This window comes from Sneathiella sp., from assembly GCF_029233945.1.
Lineage (GTDB): Bacteria > Pseudomonadota > Alphaproteobacteria > Sneathiellales > Sneathiellaceae > Sneathiella.
The window spans coordinates 21,926-38,636 of sequence record NZ_JARGOQ010000016.1 but is presented as its reverse complement, the minus strand read 5'-3'; the positions used below and the strand labels follow the sequence as shown (position 1 = coordinate 38,636).

At 52.5% G+C, this 16,711-nt stretch carries 16 protein-coding genes; 9 read left to right on the top strand and 7 right to left on the bottom strand.

Features of this window, described 5'->3' with window-relative positions; all coding sequences use genetic code 11:
• The first annotated feature begins 192 nt into the window (after positions 1–192).
• The 5 genes from secA (at position 193) to P1U71_RS07330 (ending at position 5,533) form a co-directional block, all read left to right on the top strand.
• On the top strand, positions 193–2,874 hold the full coding sequence (gene secA / locus P1U71_RS07350; RefSeq protein ID WP_301104921.1) for a preprotein translocase subunit SecA: 2,682 nt from the start codon (positions 193–195) through the stop codon (positions 2,872–2,874).
• 34 nt (positions 2,875–2,908) lie between these two features.
• Entirely contained in the window at positions 2,909–3,367 is a 459-nt protein-coding gene (locus P1U71_RS07345) for a TerB family tellurite resistance protein (protein ID WP_301104920.1), read from the top strand.
• A 117-nt stretch (positions 3,368–3,484) separates the two neighbouring features.
• Positions 3,485–3,823, top strand: coding sequence for a ferredoxin FdxA (fdxA, locus tag P1U71_RS07340; protein WP_301104919.1), 339 nt, complete (start codon positions 3,485–3,487; stop codon positions 3,821–3,823).
• A gap of 273 nt (positions 3,824–4,096) precedes the next feature.
• On the top strand, positions 4,097–4,594 hold the full coding sequence (locus tag P1U71_RS07335; RefSeq protein WP_301104918.1) for a CarD family transcriptional regulator: 498 nt from the start codon (positions 4,097–4,099) through the stop codon (positions 4,592–4,594).
• A 219-nt stretch (positions 4,595–4,813) separates the two neighbouring features.
• On the top strand, positions 4,814–5,533 hold the full coding sequence (locus tag P1U71_RS07330; RefSeq protein WP_301104917.1) for a hypothetical protein: 720 nt from the start codon (positions 4,814–4,816) through the stop codon (positions 5,531–5,533).
• An 11-nt stretch (positions 5,534–5,544) separates the two neighbouring features.
• Here P1U71_RS07330 and P1U71_RS07325 read toward each other — a convergent pair whose 3' ends face one another.
• Positions 5,545–7,002, bottom strand: a complete 1,458-nt coding sequence (locus tag P1U71_RS07325; protein ID WP_301104916.1) for a M48 family metalloprotease — start codon at positions 7,000–7,002, stop codon at positions 5,545–5,547.
• A gap of 43 nt (positions 7,003–7,045) precedes the next feature.
• On the bottom strand, positions 7,046–7,825 hold the full coding sequence (locus P1U71_RS07320; RefSeq protein WP_301104915.1) for a hypothetical protein: 780 nt from the start codon (positions 7,823–7,825) through the stop codon (positions 7,046–7,048).
• Positions 7,826–8,004: 179 nt separating this feature from the next.
• Here P1U71_RS07320 and P1U71_RS07315 point away from each other — a divergent pair, with 179 nt between their 5' ends.
• The 4 genes from P1U71_RS07315 to P1U71_RS07300 all read left to right on the top strand — a co-directional run bounded on the left by P1U71_RS07315 (position 8,005) and on the right by P1U71_RS07300 (position 11,362).
• Entirely contained in the window at positions 8,005–8,754 is a 750-nt protein-coding gene (locus P1U71_RS07315; RefSeq protein WP_301104914.1) for a phosphoadenylyl-sulfate reductase, read from the top strand.
• 134 nt (positions 8,755–8,888) lie between these two features.
• Entirely contained in the window at positions 8,889–9,203 is a 315-nt protein-coding gene (locus P1U71_RS07310) for a DUF2849 domain-containing protein (RefSeq protein WP_301104913.1), read from the top strand.
• A 16-nt stretch (positions 9,204–9,219) separates the two neighbouring features.
• Positions 9,220–10,875 carry a nitrite/sulfite reductase gene (locus tag P1U71_RS07305; RefSeq protein ID WP_301104912.1) on the top strand — a complete coding sequence of 552 codons (1,656 nt, stop codon included), beginning with the start codon at positions 9,220–9,222 and terminating at the stop codon, positions 10,873–10,875.
• Positions 10,868–11,362: a DUF934 domain-containing protein gene (locus P1U71_RS07300; protein WP_301104911.1), complete on the top strand. Its 495-nt coding sequence runs from the start codon at positions 10,868–10,870 to the stop codon at positions 11,360–11,362. Before P1U71_RS07305 ends, P1U71_RS07300 begins: the two co-directional genes overlap by 8 nt.
• Positions 11,363–11,443: 81 nt before the next feature.
• On the opposite strand, the gene P1U71_RS07295 is transcribed toward P1U71_RS07300, so the two are convergent.
• The 5 genes from P1U71_RS07295 to P1U71_RS07275 all read right to left on the bottom strand — a co-directional run bounded on the left by P1U71_RS07295 (position 11,444) and on the right by P1U71_RS07275 (position 16,689).
• On the bottom strand, positions 11,444–11,920 hold the full coding sequence (locus P1U71_RS07295) for a YHS domain-containing (seleno)protein (protein WP_301104910.1): 477 nt from the start codon (positions 11,918–11,920) through the stop codon (positions 11,444–11,446).
• A gap of 101 nt (positions 11,921–12,021) precedes the next feature.
• Positions 12,022–12,684, bottom strand: coding sequence for a rhomboid family intramembrane serine protease (locus P1U71_RS07290; protein WP_301104909.1), 663 nt, complete (start codon positions 12,682–12,684; stop codon positions 12,022–12,024).
• A gap of 20 nt (positions 12,685–12,704) precedes the next feature.
• Complete coding sequence (locus P1U71_RS07285) at positions 12,705–13,340, bottom strand: glutathione S-transferase (RefSeq protein WP_301104908.1); 636 nt, start codon at positions 13,338–13,340, stop codon at positions 12,705–12,707.
• A gap of 47 nt (positions 13,341–13,387) precedes the next feature.
• Positions 13,388–14,593: a CaiB/BaiF CoA-transferase family protein gene (locus P1U71_RS07280; protein WP_301104907.1), complete on the bottom strand. Its 1,206-nt coding sequence runs from the start codon at positions 14,591–14,593 to the stop codon at positions 13,388–13,390.
• Positions 14,590–16,689, bottom strand: a complete 2,100-nt coding sequence (locus tag P1U71_RS07275) for an acetate--CoA ligase family protein (RefSeq protein WP_301104906.1) — start codon at positions 16,687–16,689, stop codon at positions 14,590–14,592. The genes P1U71_RS07280 and P1U71_RS07275 overlap by 4 nt, the downstream gene beginning before the upstream one ends.
• Positions 16,690–16,711 lie beyond the last annotated feature (22 nt).

Here is a 16,711-nt window from a genome sequence, read left to right as displayed (position 1 = left end):
TTTTTGCCATCAAATATGCCGCTTTTTGCCTCCACCACGCCGGATAGATTGACATGGCTGCGCTAGCCCCTTATCTGTCAGCATATCCTTAGAAATAGTTTTTTCCCCAAAAGAAGAGACTATCTGTACATTGTGCCTGCGCAAAATCGCGTATCCAGAAAAAGCAAACCCATGACTGGAGTTTAGTCAGATATGTTCGGTTCTATTGCCAAGAAGTTGTTCGGATCACCGAATGACAGGGCTCTTAAACTCGTTCGAACCAAAGTCGACGAAATCAATGCGTTTGAGGAAAAGATCAAACCATTGAGCGACGCCGAATTGATGGCGAAAACCCCGGAATTCAGGGAACGCCTTGATGCCGGAGCAAAACTGGACGACCTCCTGCCGGAGGCGTTCGCCTGTGTAAGGGAAGCTGCCTGGCGCGCCCTGGGTGAGCGACATTACGACGTCCAGCTTCTTGGCGGCATCGTATTGCATCAGGGCATGATTACGGAAATGAAAACCGGTGAAGGTAAGACACTTGTCTCCACCCTGCCCGCCTATCTCAATGCCCTGACCGGCAAGGGTGTCCATGTGGTGACGGTGAACGACTACCTCGCCAGTCGCGACTCTCAGTGGATGGGACAGGTCTTTGCCAAATTGGGGCTTTCGGTTGGCTGTATTGTTCACGGGGTCAATGACGAAGAACGCCGTGCCGCCTATGCCGCAGATATCACTTATGGTACCAATAACGAATTCGGGTTTGATTATCTTCGCGATAACATGAAGTTCGAAAAACCCGCGATGGTTCAGCGTGAATTTAATTTTGCCATCGTCGACGAAGTGGACAGTATCCTGATCGACGAGGCCCGAACGCCGCTTATTATTTCAGGCCCGGCAGAAGATTCATCTGATCTCTATCTCGCCATCGACGCGCTCATCCCGAACTTACAGGAAGATGACTACGAGATCGACGAAAAGGCAAAGACAGTCGGCTTCTCGGAAGATGGGACGGAAAATATCGAGCAAGTGTTGGAGGCCGCCGGACTGCTGAAAGGCAGCAATCTTTATGACGTCGAGAATATCACGATTGTTCATCATCTGAACCAGGCCCTTCGTGCACATAAATTGTTCGAGAAGGACAAGGACTATATCGTCAAGAATGACAAGGTCATCATCATCGACGAATTCACCGGGCGCATGATGGAAGGCCGCCGTTTTTCCGAAGGGCTTCATCAGGCTCTGGAGGCGAGAGAGAAAGTAACCATCCAGCCGGAAAACCAGACCCTGGCATCGATTACCTTCCAGAATTATTTCCGCCTCTATAACAAGCTCGCCGGAATGACAGGTACGGCAGCAACTGAGGCAGACGAATTTCAGGAAATTTACGGCCTTGAGGTTGTTGAAATTCCGACAAATGTGCCTGTTGCCCGTAACGATGCCGATGATGAAGTCTACCGGACAGCCGAGGAAAAATATAATGCCATCGTCATCACCATTGAGGATTGTCTTAATCAGGGACAGCCGGTCCTAGTAGGAACTGTCTCAATCGAGAAATCCGAGATGCTCTCAGAGTTACTCAAGAAAAAGGAAATCCCACACAAGGTGCTCAACGCCCGCTATCATGAGCAGGAAGCCGAAATCATCAGTCAGGCAGGGCGCGTCGGCGCCGTAACGATCGCGACCAATATGGCTGGACGTGGGACTGACATCAAACTTGGCGGCAATGAAGAAATGATGATCGCGGCCCGAACCGCCGATCTCACGGATGAGGCAGAAATTGCCAAAGTTGCAGCCGAGCTGAAGCTGGAAATCCAGGAACAACGCAAGCAAGTTCTCGCGGCGGGCGGGCTTTTCGTCATCGGGACGGAACGACATGAATCCCGGCGCATTGATAACCAGCTTCGCGGCCGTTCCGGGCGGCAGGGCGATCCGGGCACGTCACGTTTCTTCCTGTCCCTGCAGGATGATCTGATGCGTATTTTTGGCTCGGAACGCATGGATGGCATGCTGCGCAAACTCGGCCTTGAAGACGGCGAGGCAATTGTTCATCCCTGGATAAACAAGGCACTCGAGAAAGCACAGCAAAAGGTCGAGGCTCGTAACTACGAAATCCGCAAGAACCTGCTGAAGTTCGATGACGTGATGAATGACCAGAGAAAAGTCATCTACGAACAGCGCATTGAATTGATGGACACCCAGGACGTTTCCGAGACGGTCACCACTATGCGCGAAGAAGTAATTGACGACCTCGTCGATACGCATATTCCTCCCAAAGCCTATCCGGAGCAGTGGGATGTTGACGGCCTGAAACTGTCTGTGGAGCGGATAACCGCACTTGATTTACCGATTGACGAATGGGCCGCAGAAGAAGGGATCGCCGACGAGGAAATCCGCGACCGCCTGAAGGATGCAGCAAAACGCAAAATGGCCGAAAAGGCCGTCCGTTACGGCTCTGAAATCATGCGCATGGTTGAGAAAAGCATCCTGTTGCAAATCCTCGACCAAGCCTGGAAGGATCACCTTTTGCAGCTTGATCAGCTTCGCCAAGGCGTTTCCCTTCGCGCCTACGCCCAGAAAGATCCGCTCAATGAGTATAAGAGCGAAGCGTTCAATATGTTCGAGATGATGCTGAACCAACTGCGAGAGACGGTCACAACCTATCTGTCACATGTTCAGCTTCAAAATCCGGCGGAACAGCTGCAACGGGAGGAGCCGGACGAAAGCGAAATAACGGCCACTCATATCGATCCCGCAACCGGTGAAAACGAGTTTGAGACGGCGGAGCTGAACCCGGAGGGCACCAATGCGGAAAACTGGGGCAAAGTCCGGCGCAATGCCCCTTGCCCCTGTGGTTCCGGTAAAAAATTCAAGCAATGCCACGGACGCGTTTAAAGGAGCAACAGGGAGCTTCGTTTCAAGGTTTACTATGATTTCGTTTTTAAAATCACTTCTCTCTGAGAATAATGCGGCCGAACCCGCGACACAGGATGAGGCTCATATCGCGACGGCCGCGCTTTTGATAGAGGCGGCCTTGTCGGATGACGATTACCAGGATGTGGAGCGCGATGCGATCGTCAACGTGCTCGTCCGGCACTACAACATATCGGATGAGGATGCGCGGGAGCTGGTGCAGGAGGCGGAGAAAGCACAAGCTGCCTCAGAACAACTCTTTTATTTTACCCGGACTGTCAAAGACAGTTTTCCGGTTGAAACCCGCGTACAAATGATTGAGATGCTTTGGGAGATTGCCTATGCGGACGGGGTCGTGAGTAAATTCGAGGCTAATCTTGTCCGCCGGATCGCTGGCCTCATATACGTCAGCGACCGCGAACGCGGCGATGCCCGCAAAAGGGTGATGGCCCGTCTCGGGATCAATGAGGATTGATTTTTCGGCTGCCCTTTGATTTTGGGGTTGTTTTTCCCCGTTATTAGCGATAATCCGTAAAGTGACATTGATGATGTTGTATGCATATTGCTTTGATGAACTGGCTGGAGAATCTAAATGACCTACGTTGTTACCGAAAATTGCATCCGCTGCAAATTCATGGACTGCGTGGAGGTCTGTCCGGTGGATTGTTTCTATGAAGGCGACAATATGCTGGTGATACACCCCGATGAATGCATCGATTGCGGTGTATGTGAGCCCGAATGCCCGGCCGAAGCCATTCTTCCCGATACGGAAGAAGATGCCGAAAAATTCCTCGATCTCAACCGTGAATATTCGGAAATCTGGCCGAATATTACGCAAAAAGGCGAACCGCCAGCAGATTCTGAGGAATGGGACGGAAAGCCCAATAAATACCCCGAAGAATTCAGCTCGAAGCCCGGTGGCGAAGGATAGCCAGCGGTTAGCCGCCCTTGAAATTCGTAAAACCGGCACAATTTATATAACAATATTAGCTTTTCGCGCAAAATTGTGCTACATTCCTCGCTATACATCGGGTTTGTTATAGTGAGGGTGGCGTGTGAATAGTTTTCATGGCTATTTGCGCAAAATATAGCGTGGCCTATTTTTGACGGTTAGTGTGAGTATCTGCAGCGCTGTAAATGCAGCTGTTTTTTTTTGCATTAATGCAAGAGATATGAATTCCCACGGTTGATGAGAAGGACTTAAATGACAAAAGAAATGGATTTTGCACCGCTCGATCATGTGGTTTATCCGACCCACGGCGTTGGACAGGTCATCAGTATCGAAGAGCAGGAAATTTCTGGAATGGCGTTGACGCTTTATGTCGTCGATTTTGCCCATGAGAAGATGACACTCCGCGTTCCGATCAAACAGGCCAAGAATGTCGGGATGCGCGCCTTGTCGACGCCGAAGAAGATGAAGAGTGCGTTGGATACACTCAAAGGCCGTGCCCGCATTAAACGTACAATGTGGAGCCGACGCGCCCAGGAGTATGAAGCGAAAATCAATTCCGGCGATCCGGTACAGATTGCCGAAGTTGTGCGGGACCTGCATCGCAATGAGGATCAGCCTGATCAATCATACAGCGAGCGCCAGATTTATGAAGCCGCTCTTGTACGGCTCTCACGTGAACTCGCCGTCGTTGAGCAGATCGAGGCGGATGCCGCCACGGAGAAAGTTCAGAAGGTACTGAAAGCCGCCTGACTTACGGTAACATAATATCCAAAAAGAGCCCGGAAGAAAATCCGGGCTTTTTTTATATAAATTTGACGTAAATTTCTTTGTTGGACTTGCCAATCTGCGTCATAAGTTTCATTGTAAACAACTATGAAGTCCAGAAAATATAAAGAAAAATTCGGATGCTTAACCGCTTCTAAAAGAGTATGGGCCATTGCCTCAATCCATGGGGAAGCGAATGCCCTCATGGCCATGCATAATGAAATTTCCCGGCGCTGGCGGCATGGCGATCGGATTGTTTATCTTGGGAATTATCTCGGCCGCGGGGCAAAAATCCGCGAAGTATTTGATGAACTTTTGTCCTTTCGTATAAACCGGCTCTGTCTTCCGGGCATGATCCCGGAAGACATCGTTTATCTTCGCGGAGCGCAGGAAGAAATCTGGCGCAGCCTGCTGCAGCTGCAGCTCGCTCCGCAACCCACCGAAGTCCTCGACTGGATGGTCGCAAATGATGTCGGTCACTCGCTCGCGGCATATGATGAAACCCCGGACGAGGTGCGCAAATATGTTCGAGAAGGCATTCTCGCGACAACCAAATGGACGAACCGCCTGCGTGAGAAAGTCCGGGCCTATCCCGGCCATAACGATATTTTTATTGCGTTGCGCCGGGCCGCCTATACAGAGGATGGCGAATTACTCTTCGTCCATGCGGGGCTAGATCCGGCCCTCCCCGTCATCGAACAGAATGACAGCTTCTGGTGGGGTAACCGCCAGTTTAATGAAATTAACACGCCTTATTTTGGGTTTAAGCGCGTTGTCAGAGGGTATGAGAAAGGCCATGGCGGCGTCACCATAAAACCCCATACGGTCACGCTGGACGGGGGCTGCGGCTTCGGTGGCACGCTGGAGGCTGCGTGCTTTTCCCTTGATGGAACAATCGCCGATCAGGTCAGCATACCCGCCTGAGCACTATCTTATTAATTCCCGTCACTCAAATTTTTATAAGGCTGCCCCGCAGGCGGCACGCCGTTTTCAAATGACGGGTTAAGAAGTATTAGTAGCGCTTTTTTGTCTTTTGTAACATCCGCCATCCCGGCAAGGATTGCGCTCATATCTTTCTTTTCAGAAACTGTTTCAATCTTCATCCGGATTGGTTTAATCGCCGCCGCCACTGCGGCATCGAGAGTGCGAAAACTGTTATAGCTTTCGGTAAAACGGGCCTGCAATGCATTATCCGAGCTTGTCGTCTGATAGATAAATCGCGCCACTCGGTCACCGCCAAAGTCAATCACAGCGGCAGTCAGGTAAATCTTCTGCCCATTCTGCTCGATAGCAAGCCGAGTGACCGCTGCCGGCGCCCCTCCAACCTCGGTCGTGGAAATGGACGGGACCTTCAGTTTTGCCAACCACACATTCCTCAGATAGTCCGCCATTGACTGTCCGGGGCTGCCCAGCTTCTCAAGATCGAAGGCCATCTGGCTACCCTTGCCATCAACAGCGTAAACAGCGCGAGAGGAGTTGATAAGCTGGAAACCTTCCGGCGCGGAAAATTTAAACCGTAACTCCGGATGCAAAAATTCACGCCCCCGGATAACCCCTTCTTTTGGATCATCCCCATAGAGCATGCCGTCAATGACTCCGAGATACCGGCTGCGCCCATACTCCCGGTCAAGGTCATCGGAATTTGCAGCCGCCGACGCCGACGCCCGCCCTATCCGGTCTTCCGTTTGCGGGTGGGATGCGAAGAAATCGAAGCTGCCGCCAGCCGAGTTACCCGTGAGCGCCGCCATATATTCGGTCTGCGCCTCCATCCTTTTCAGGAAGTCGGCCATAGCTTCGCGCGGATATCCGGCAAGGCCCAGATATTTCACGCCGAGCTGGTCCGCCTCATATTCCTGATCGCGTGAATAGCCCGCAACGTAGAGTCCGCCAAGCTGCTGCCCAAGCTCCTGCACGATGGAACTCCCCGTCAGGACAGTTGCAAGCGCCCCGATCAGGCCAATGCCCGTTGCGCGAGACTGACGGGCGGCGCCATGGCGGGCGGTCACATGTCCGATTTCATGGGCCAGAACACCTGCGACCTCCGCCTCGTTATTGGCGAGGGCGAGCAGGCCGCGCGTGATATAGACATAGCCCCCCGGCAGGGCAAAGGCGTTGACCACCGGCGAATTCAGGATAGTGAACCGCCATGGCAAATCCCGCATTTCAGAAACAAAGGCAAGGCGCAGACCAATATCAAGTACATAGTCATTCAAGCCTTCCTTTGTGTATTCGCCACCATATTGGGCAACGACCTGCGAATGCTGCTTGGCGCCGATCTCCCTGTCGTCATTCGGCTCGAAAATAGAAAAGAGGTTATCAAACAGGTCGGCTTTGGCTGGCGCGCTGAACGGTAAAGACCCCATGACGAACAATGGTATGAGAGCAAGTCTCATACGTCTCCATTTCCTGCCCGCGAAGTTGATATTCATGCTTTACTTATCCCTCACTCGCCATGTCATTAATTTCAAGCTGCTCGGGGAAATCAAGTTCCAAATAGGGTCCGTTATAAAAGCGCACCGCCCCCCTTACAGTAACTGATCTATTCTTCAGGTCGGCAATCTTCCAGTCCTCACGCTCAAATTTTTTCCGGGACCGCGATGGAATGGCGACGGTGAAGTCATTGCGCCAGTCCTCCCCGAAGTTAAGATATGTGGCGCTGGCCCCGCGAAAAACCTCCCGAACCAAGCCCTTAGCGACAATGAACTGGCCATTCCAGAACTGCCGCGCCGGCTGGTTCGCGTTAACAATCCTGATATGACGCCAAATTCCCAGCTTTTCGATTGCCGCGCCCGTCTCCGCCTGAACAAGACGCTGCCGAAGGGCGGGCGGATAGTCGGGCGCCCCGCTCCAGACGCCGTAACCTTGCGCGATCAGCCGTTCCTGCAGCCATGTACCGTCGGCCAGCAATATCTTACCATGAAGATCTCCGTAGCGATTTTGCGCGCTGCCTGATTCCCGAAACGCCTGAACATCAAGCCTGAAGGACGGCGGTTCAAATGATTGTCGAAGAAAACGTTGTGCTTTTCGGTAGAGTGTGGGGTCCTGCGCCTCTTCCACAAGGCGCACGCCGTATAGTGCAATCCGATCGTTATTCTTTGTAACGATCAGATCCGCTTCCACTCTTTCCGCCACATGCGTTTGTATCCCCGCCCCGGCAAGCGCCGCAGACATGGAACCGATGCAAATCACCGCAGTCAAGAAAGCTTGAAACCGCATTATCCCTCCTGCCGGCAGTTTGGGGAAATTCGCACCAACGATCAATCATAATAAAGCGTTACGTCAATCCTGCATATTTCACAAAATATAAATGTATTTTTATTTTTTTACATTTTACATTGATATTTATCATTATACCTCATAGATATCATTGTAGAACAAATTTAATGGGATAGAAGATGACTAATTCATCAGTTCAATTTTGCCCCGAATCGGAAGCCGCCCGGCTCCGTGGCCTCTATGGTCATCTCTCCGGCCTCGAATTGCTCGACGCACTTGTCCAGAACGAACTCAAGGGTCAAATCATGCTCTCGTCGTCATTCGGCGCCGAATCTGCTGTTCTTCTGGATCTCGTCGCGCAGGTTGATCCGGCAATTCCCGTTATCTTTCTTGATACGCGGCGGCTTTTTGGCGAAACGCTTCGTTATCAGAAAACCTTGACAAATTACCTCGGCCTGGAAGATGTCCGAATTATACGGCCCGATGACGGCGTTCTGTTAAGGCTCGATCCTGATGATATGCTGTTCAATGAAGATCCGGATAAATGCTGCCATATCCGGAAAGTGGCGCCGCTTGATAACATTATGAATAAAATGGGAAATCTGGGATATAAAGCCTGGATCACCGGACGAAAGCAGTTCCAGACCGCAACGCGCACGGCACTTCCCATGATTGAGGCGGAAGCGGATTTCATCAAGATCAACCCTCTCGCCGACTGGTCGAATGACGATATCAAGCAGGCTTATCTTGCGAAGAATTTGCCGCCTCATCCGCTCGTCGCCGATGGCTTTAAGTCTATCGGCTGCATGCCCTGCACAAGCCGTGTCGCCGAAGGTGCCGACCCCCGGTCTGGCCGCTGGGCCGGAAGAGATAAAACAGAATGTGGCATTCACCTGCCAAAGCGGCCGGATGTGACCACAATCATATAACACATATTTTTACTGTAATATTTTATTAAATCACAATTTTATTGCCAATTTAAAATAAATACTTAAATATACAAAGTAGATAGAGATTGATCCATGCCCGGCTGGTCAGTGGGTCTTTTTAAAGGAGAACAGCAATGGCACTGCAGGTTTACACAGCTTCCCTGTTAAAAGAGGGACTTGTTGCATATCTGGCTCTCGAAAATGGCCAACCGTCCTGGACATCCGATATTCATCAGGCAACGGTGAGCGAAGAGGACACTCTGGACGCTCTTAAACAAGCAGCGGAACAGTCGGAGCAGGAAAATATTATCGTCGCGCCCTATGCGATTGACGTCCTTAAGACCGAAGATGGCATTGTCGCTGCAACGAAGCGCGAACAGATTCGCGCCGAAGGGCCAACGATAGAATTGCCGCAGGATAATTTACGCGAGAGCCGTCAGGCCGCTTAAACTTTAAGGTCCTACCATGTATCAATATTCAGAGCAGGATCATCAGCTCCTTCTGGAGCGGGTATCTCAATTCCGTGGTCAAGTCGACCGCCGCCTTAAAGGCGAATTGTCGGAAGAAGAATTCAAGCACCAAAGGCTGCGCAACGGCCTTTATTTGCAGCTTCATGCCTATATGCTGCGGGTTGCCATTCCCTATGGGCTGCTGTCATCGGAGCAGATGCGCACTCTCGCCCATATCGCCCGGAAATATGATAAGGGCTACGGCCATTTCAGCACGCGGCAGAATATCCAGTATAACTGGCCTAAGCTGGAGGATGTGCCGGATATTCTCGATGATCTTGCCAAGGTCGAGATGCATGCCATCCAGACCAGCGGCAACTGCATTCGCAACACGACATCCGATCCACTTGCCGGTGTCGCCCGCGATGAGATTGAAGATCCCCGTCCCTATTGCGAACTGATACGGCAATGGTCGACCTTCCATCCAGAATTTAATTTTCTGCCGCGCAAGTTCAAAATCGCTGTGAGCGGCGCCACTCATGATCGGGCGGCGGTTGCCGTGCATGATATCGGACTGCGCCTGGTAAAAAGCGACAGCTCAGAAGAGACCGGATTTGAAGTCTATGTCGGCGGTGGCCTTGGCCGGACACCGATGCTTGGCAAGGTCATCCGCGCGTTCCTTCCAAAGCAGGACATGCTGACCTATCTTGAGGCAATCCTGCGGGTCTATAACATGCTCGGTCGGCGCGACAATATCTACAAGGCGCGTATCAAGATTCTCGTCCATGAAACCGGTGAAGAGAAATTCCGTGAGCTTGTCGAAGCTGAATGGGAGAAGATCAAGGCTGGTGGCCTTTTCCTGAGGGATGAGGATTTTAACTGGGTCAAAGGATTCTTTAACGATCCGGCATATGAAGCCATTCCGGATAATGATGTAGACTTTGAAAATCTTATGCTCAACAACGCGGAATTCGCCCGCTGGGTCGACAAGAATATCGAACTGCACAAACAATCAGGCTACCGTATTGTTTATTTGTCCCTCAAAACAGCGCACCAACCGCCGGGCGATGTAACGGCCGATCAGATGGATGCGATTGCCGACCTAGCCGACAAATACAGCCTCGGGCATATTCGCACGACGCATCGGCAGAACCTGGTTCTTTCAGATGTGCAGCTAAAGGACTTGCCGGCTCTTTGGGAAGAGCTGAAGGCGCTTGATCTTGCGACACCCAACTATAATCATGTCACAGATATCATTTCCTGCCCCGGACTGGATTACTGCGCGCTTGCAACAGCCCGCTCAATTCCGATTTCTCAGGCGATTACAGCTCGTTTTGATGATTATGACTTCATCAATGATCTTGGCGATGTCAGCATCAACATTTCCGGCTGCATCAATGCTTGCGGTCATCACCATGTTGCCAATATCGGTATTCTGGGCGTCAACAAGAAGGGGACGGAAGTCTACCAGCTGACCCTCGGCGGGAGTGCCCGCGAGGATGCGGCCATCGGTAAAATCATTGGTCCGGCGTTTGAAGCGGACGAGATTGTGGACGCCGTTGGCAAGGTTCTTGCCGTTTATCTTGAAAGCCGGGAAGAGCCGGAGGAAACCTTCCTTATGACCTATCGGCGGCTCGGACAGGCCCCCTTCAAGGAGCGGCTGTATGGATAACTATATCAAGGACCGCAAGGTAGACAGCGATGGATGGATGCCCTTCACCGGGCTTGAGGATGGTAGCTCGCTTCCGACAGGCGATATTTACGTCCCGGTAGAGGAGTGGCTGAATGCCCGTGAGGCATTGCTCACACGCAATGGCCGTCTGGGCGTCGCGCTTCGCAACACGGATGATCCCGCGATTATCAAGGATGATCTCGACAGGCTGGATTTGGTTGTCCTGGAATTTCCGAAGATGGCGGACGGACGTGCCTTTACACAGGCCCGCCTTCTTCGTGAACGCTATGGCTTCAAGGGCGAGATCCGGGCAACCGGCGACGTTCTCTATGATCAGCTCTTCTATATGCAGCGTTGTGGCGTTAACGGGTTTGAACTACGCGATGACCAGAATGCCTCCCATTCATTGAAGGCATTTGATGAGATGACCGTCACCTATCAACCGGCTTCTGATGAGGAACTTCCCCTCTGGCGCCGCCAGAAATAAACAGTTAAGAATAAGAAGGCCGTGCAATACGGCTTCTTTTGAAAGCACCTGGTTCTCGCTCCCCCGCAGCCAGGTGCTTTTTTATTTCAGCTCCTTCTCAATGCCAGGCCAGTTGTTGTTCGCAAGACCGATATTGCCGGGAATATCCTCTTCCCAAGTGCTCTGCACCCCCTTGGAATAGTTGAGGTAAAGCTTGTCGTCGACAATTTTCCATGCCTCCGGCACCGTTGACGCCGTATAGCCTTGACTGACGGCCCAGGCGCAATAACCGCCATATTGGGGGGCGTATTTTTCAGGGTTCGCTTCGAACATTTTCTTGTGTTCATCACTTGCAAAATACCAATCAACGCCTTTCCACTCGGCGCTATGGTCTTTGCTGCCCTCAACAGGCTTCCCATCCGTGAAATAGGCAACAACGTCATACCCTTCCACCGCAGTGCCAAAAAGCGTGCTGTAGTAGAGTTTCTCTGCGGAAGCGGCCTGTATTGTTGTGAGAGAGAGCACCGCAACAAACAAAGCAATCGCCACGCTTCGAAGATTGATCAACCGGGTCATCATCTTGATATTCCTCCCTTGTATAAAAGGACCACCTTCGCCTCAACAAAATAATTATATCTCGCTTTTCGGCCAGCCACTTTCAATAACAATGGCGTGAACAGCTACAAAGAAGGCATCCGGCGGCTTGAATAAATAAGGGCAATGATAAGCCCAAGGGCAAATCCAGCGACATGGGCAACCCAAGCTATTCCTGCGCCCGGACCAACCAGAAGCGTGCCAAGCGGTGTCGCGCCAATGACCAGATTGACGCCGAGCAATACGGCAATCAGGGTGACGACGCCACGACGTCCATAGCGCGGCAGAAGAACAATCATCGTTGCCCCCATCGCCCCGAATACAGCCCCGGAAGCACCGTAAAGGGTTATATCCACGCCCGGATCGGCAATCAGATACTCGGCAACTGCCCCGAACCAACCACAAAGAAAATACAGGATCAGAAAGCGTATGGTGCCGAACCGACGCTCCGTCATTGTCCCAAAGGCGAGCAGCATACCTGCGTTCAGGACCATATGGCTCCAATCATTATGGAGGAACATATGGCTGTTGAGCGTGATGAAGATATGGAACAGCCCGCCGAAGGAAGGATGATCAAGAATGGCGGAGACAATAGCCGGCCGGAAGGAAAAATTATTATAGACCCAGTCCAACGTCTCAGGCGCCGTGACCGTCAGCAGCAGATGAACACCAATAATGGCGACAACCAGATACATGGTCGCGGGAGGCACATTGAAGACCGGCTCCCGGTCTTGGGATTCATTTGTCACGCAGGTCCAATCCGGTTAAATCAAGCGGTTGCCGGACCATAGGAGTAATGACCGCCTTTTTCAAGCGCCCGCAGATATGCCGGTCGCGCCTGAATACGTTCAACGAAGCCAGAAAGCGCGGGATAGGCACTCAAGATACCGCGGGCGCGAGCGGCCTCCAGCGGAAAGGACATCATGATGTCCGCGCCGGTAAGATCGGAGCCCGCGAAAAATTCCCGCCCCGTCATTTCCCCATTCATGAAGGAAAAATGATTTTCCGTTTCGCTGTCAATTCGCGGCATCAACGGCGCGGCGGCATCCCCTAGCCGACCTGTATAGAGCCGAAGGAGAAGTGGCAGCATGGCGGAGCCTTCCGCATAATGCAGCCACTCTGCATATGCTTCATATTCCGCACTGCCCGGCTCCGGTGCGAGCGTTCCCGCACCGTACGTCCGGATCAGATAATCAGTGATAGCCCCGGATTCATGAAGTTGGAGTTCTCCATCCGCCAGCACTGGCGATTTACCGAGGGGATGGATTTCCTTTAATGCGTCCGGCGCAAGACGGGTTGCTGCGTCACGTTCATAACGTATCACCTCATACTCAACGTCAAGCTCTTCCAAAAGCCATAATATCCGCTGGGAGCGGGAATCATTGAGATGGTGAACCGTAATCATGATCAGCTATCCTTTAAGTCAGCAAACAAACCCGCGACTGCGAAGAATCAGGTTTCTTTTGGTGAAGTGATCTTGGCGATATCATCATCATCATACCCAAGTTCACGTAAGATCTCTTCTGTATGTTGGCCCACTTCTCCAGGGGGCGAAACGGCATTCTGCGGGCTGTCTTCATTTGCAATAAATGGAGCGCCGACAAGACGTAATGCTTTATCGAATCCCCTAACATTTTCTGCCTCGACGACAATACCGCGATGCTGCAGCTGCGGATCGGTTGTAGCCTCCGCCAGAGTCCGAACCGCTTGCACAACAACGCCCGCCTCACTCATAATCTTGATCCAATCCGCCGTCGTCTTGGTCTTCATAGCTTCGCCGACAATCTCCAGCCCCTCCCGCAGATTAGCCTGCCTCGCCTCGAATGTGGCAAAGCGCGGATCGTCCAGCAGATGTTCCAATTCCGCCGCCTTCAGCATAGCGATGTTATGGGCTGGAGTAATTGTGGCAATCAGAACTATTCCGTCCTGCGTCTCGAACACCCCGGCGGTGGGTTGGCGTGTCGGGGATTCATTACCAATCAGCGGAGGGACATTGCCGCGCACCATAAAGTCGGCCATTTGTGCCGCGGCCAGCATAAGGGCACTGTCATACATCGCAACATCGACATATTGCCCTTTACCCGTCTTTTCACGCCGATAGAGCGCGGATGAAATCGCGAACGCAGCATTCATTCCGGTGAACATATCGATCACCATGATGCCTATGCGCATCGGGCCTGACTCTTCGCTGCCGTTTAGGGTAAAGAGACCAGACGCTGCCTGAATGGCGGAATCATAGGCTTTGTCACCGCTGCGTGGGCCTTTTTGCCCATAACCACTGATCGAGCAATAGACAATCTCCGGCTTGCGTTGTTTCACGCTTTCATAATCGATCCCCAGTTTCTTTGCGACTCCGGGCCGAAAGTTCTCAACGACGACATCGGCGTCATCAATCAGGCGATAGACAATTTTCCGCCCCTCTTCCGACTTCAAGTCAATGGCAAGACTGCGCTTGCCAAGATTAACCGTCAGAAATGCAGGTGACAGGCGTTTGGCAACCATCTCCGCATCCGAGAGCGTCGTCCGAAGCTGATCGCCTTTTACCGGCGCCTCGATCTTGATCACGTCGGCTCCCAGAAGCGAAAACATCTGGGTACTGATCGGGCCCGCCAATACTTGCGTAAAATCTACGACTTTCAACCCTTCATACGCCTTCATGATGCGTTACCCTTCGGAACGATCAAGGCGTCAACCGCAACGGCACCATCCGGGAGAACGATAAACGGATTAACATCGATCGTTTCAATCTTGTCGGCGTTATCCGCCGCATAGACGGAGAGTTTGGAAAGGGCTTCCGCCAGCGCTTTCAGATCAGAGGGCAGCGCGCCCCGCACGCCATCAAGCATCGCCCGTCCTTGAATTTCATCGATCATCCGGTAGGCCTCATCCACGCCAAAGGGAGCGAGACGGAAGGTCACGTCTTTCAGGACTTCAACAAAAACACCCCCAAGACCGAACATAACGGCAGGACCGAAGACCGGATCGCAGACAACGCCCATCACTGTCTCGACGCCGCCAGTCACCATTTCGGCAACAATAACGCCGTCAATTTTTGCATCCGGCTTCGCCTTCTTCGCGCGCTCGATCAGCGTCGCGTATCCTTCTACCACCTCTTGTTCGGAGTTGAGCTTGAGAAGCACGCCGCCAATTTCCGTCTTATGAAGAATGTCAGGCGAGGCAATTTTCATAACAACGGCACCGCCGATATTCTGCCAGACCTTGACGGCTTCCTTAGCGGATTGAGCCAGCTCTTCGCGGGTCACGGGCACACCGATGCTGTTCAGCACCTTCTTTGCCTCATGTTCCGCAATTGGCTCCGTTGGCGCCGGCAATGCTCCCTCGGGCAGCGCCGGCGGGCTATCCGGCCGGCCGCGCGCGTAAACCTCCCCGAAATAGGTGAGCGCCGCCATGGCCCGAACCGTGAGGGACGGATCCTGAAAACAGGGCATGTTCAGCTTCTCAAAAGGCTCCACAATCTCCGGCGGTCCGATCAGGCTCATCATCATCACCTCATTCGGATATTTCGAGCGAATGTTGGAGAATATCTCCCGACAGGCATCGCGCGTAAAGGGAGACGCCGGAACACCGGCCAGATAAACGATGTGGCTGTCGAAATCGGCCTCTTCGATCGTCATCTCGATATTGGCCTCCATCAACTTCGGATCGTTCAGGGCCTGCGCCGTGAAATCGACCGGATTATTGACCCCAGCAAAGGGGATCAGCTCCTTTAATTTCTTTTGTGTTGCCGCCGGAAGCGGGGCAACATCCAAGCCGTACTTTACAGAGGCATCCGCCATCTGAACACCGACGCCGCCGGAGATTGTCTGCAAATCGATCTTGCGCCCCTTCGGGTAGTTGCCGAACTGGCAGGCATAGGCGATGTCCACAAATTCTTCGGTGGTTTCCGCGCGATAGACACCATATTGCTTGAACAGCGCGTCATATACCGCATCCGCACCAGCAAGCGACGCCGTATGAGAGGCCGCCGCCGCCGCACCGGCGTCGGTTTTACCAACCTTCATGAAAATAACCGGCTTTTCCGCATCCCGTGCCATTTCAAGCGCCCGGCAGACCCGGTCCGCATCCTTCATGCCCTCTGCATAGGCAAGCACCACCTTAACTTCCGGATTCTGGGCATAATACTCAATCACCTCGGCCACATCGACATCCGATTCATTGCCTGTCGTCACCCAGTAATTCGACCGAACTCCCCGGAGTTGCGAAACGGAAAAGACATGCGCCCCATAGGCGCCGCTCTGGCTGACAATACCGATCGACCCGGGTGGGTTTAATAAAGCCCCGGGTGCATTACTGAAAGTGCCGTACCAGCCCGCGCTGATATTAAAAACACCAAGACAATTGGGGCCGATGATCTTCATTCCACTTTCTTTGGCAATGCCCGTGATCTCGCGCTGCGCGCGGGCGCCATCATCGCTTTGCTCGGCAAAGCCAGAGGTAAACATGACCGCGCTTTTGACCCCCTGGTCTGCGCAATCGCGCAAAGTTTGAACCGCAACTTTTGCGGCGACTGCGATGACGGCACAATCTGTTCCTTTCGGGACATCCTTTATGCTGGCATATGCCGGCAGGTCCTGGATGGTGTCGTAATTTGGATTTACCGGATAAATATCGCCTTTAAAGCCCGCAGTCTTCATGGCATGTATCGGTCGGCCGCCAATCCTGGATGGCGTATTCGAGGCCCCGATAATCGCCACGGACTGTGGCCGCAACATGGGCTCAAGTGGATGGGTCATTCTTATTTCCTTTTTTATCCCT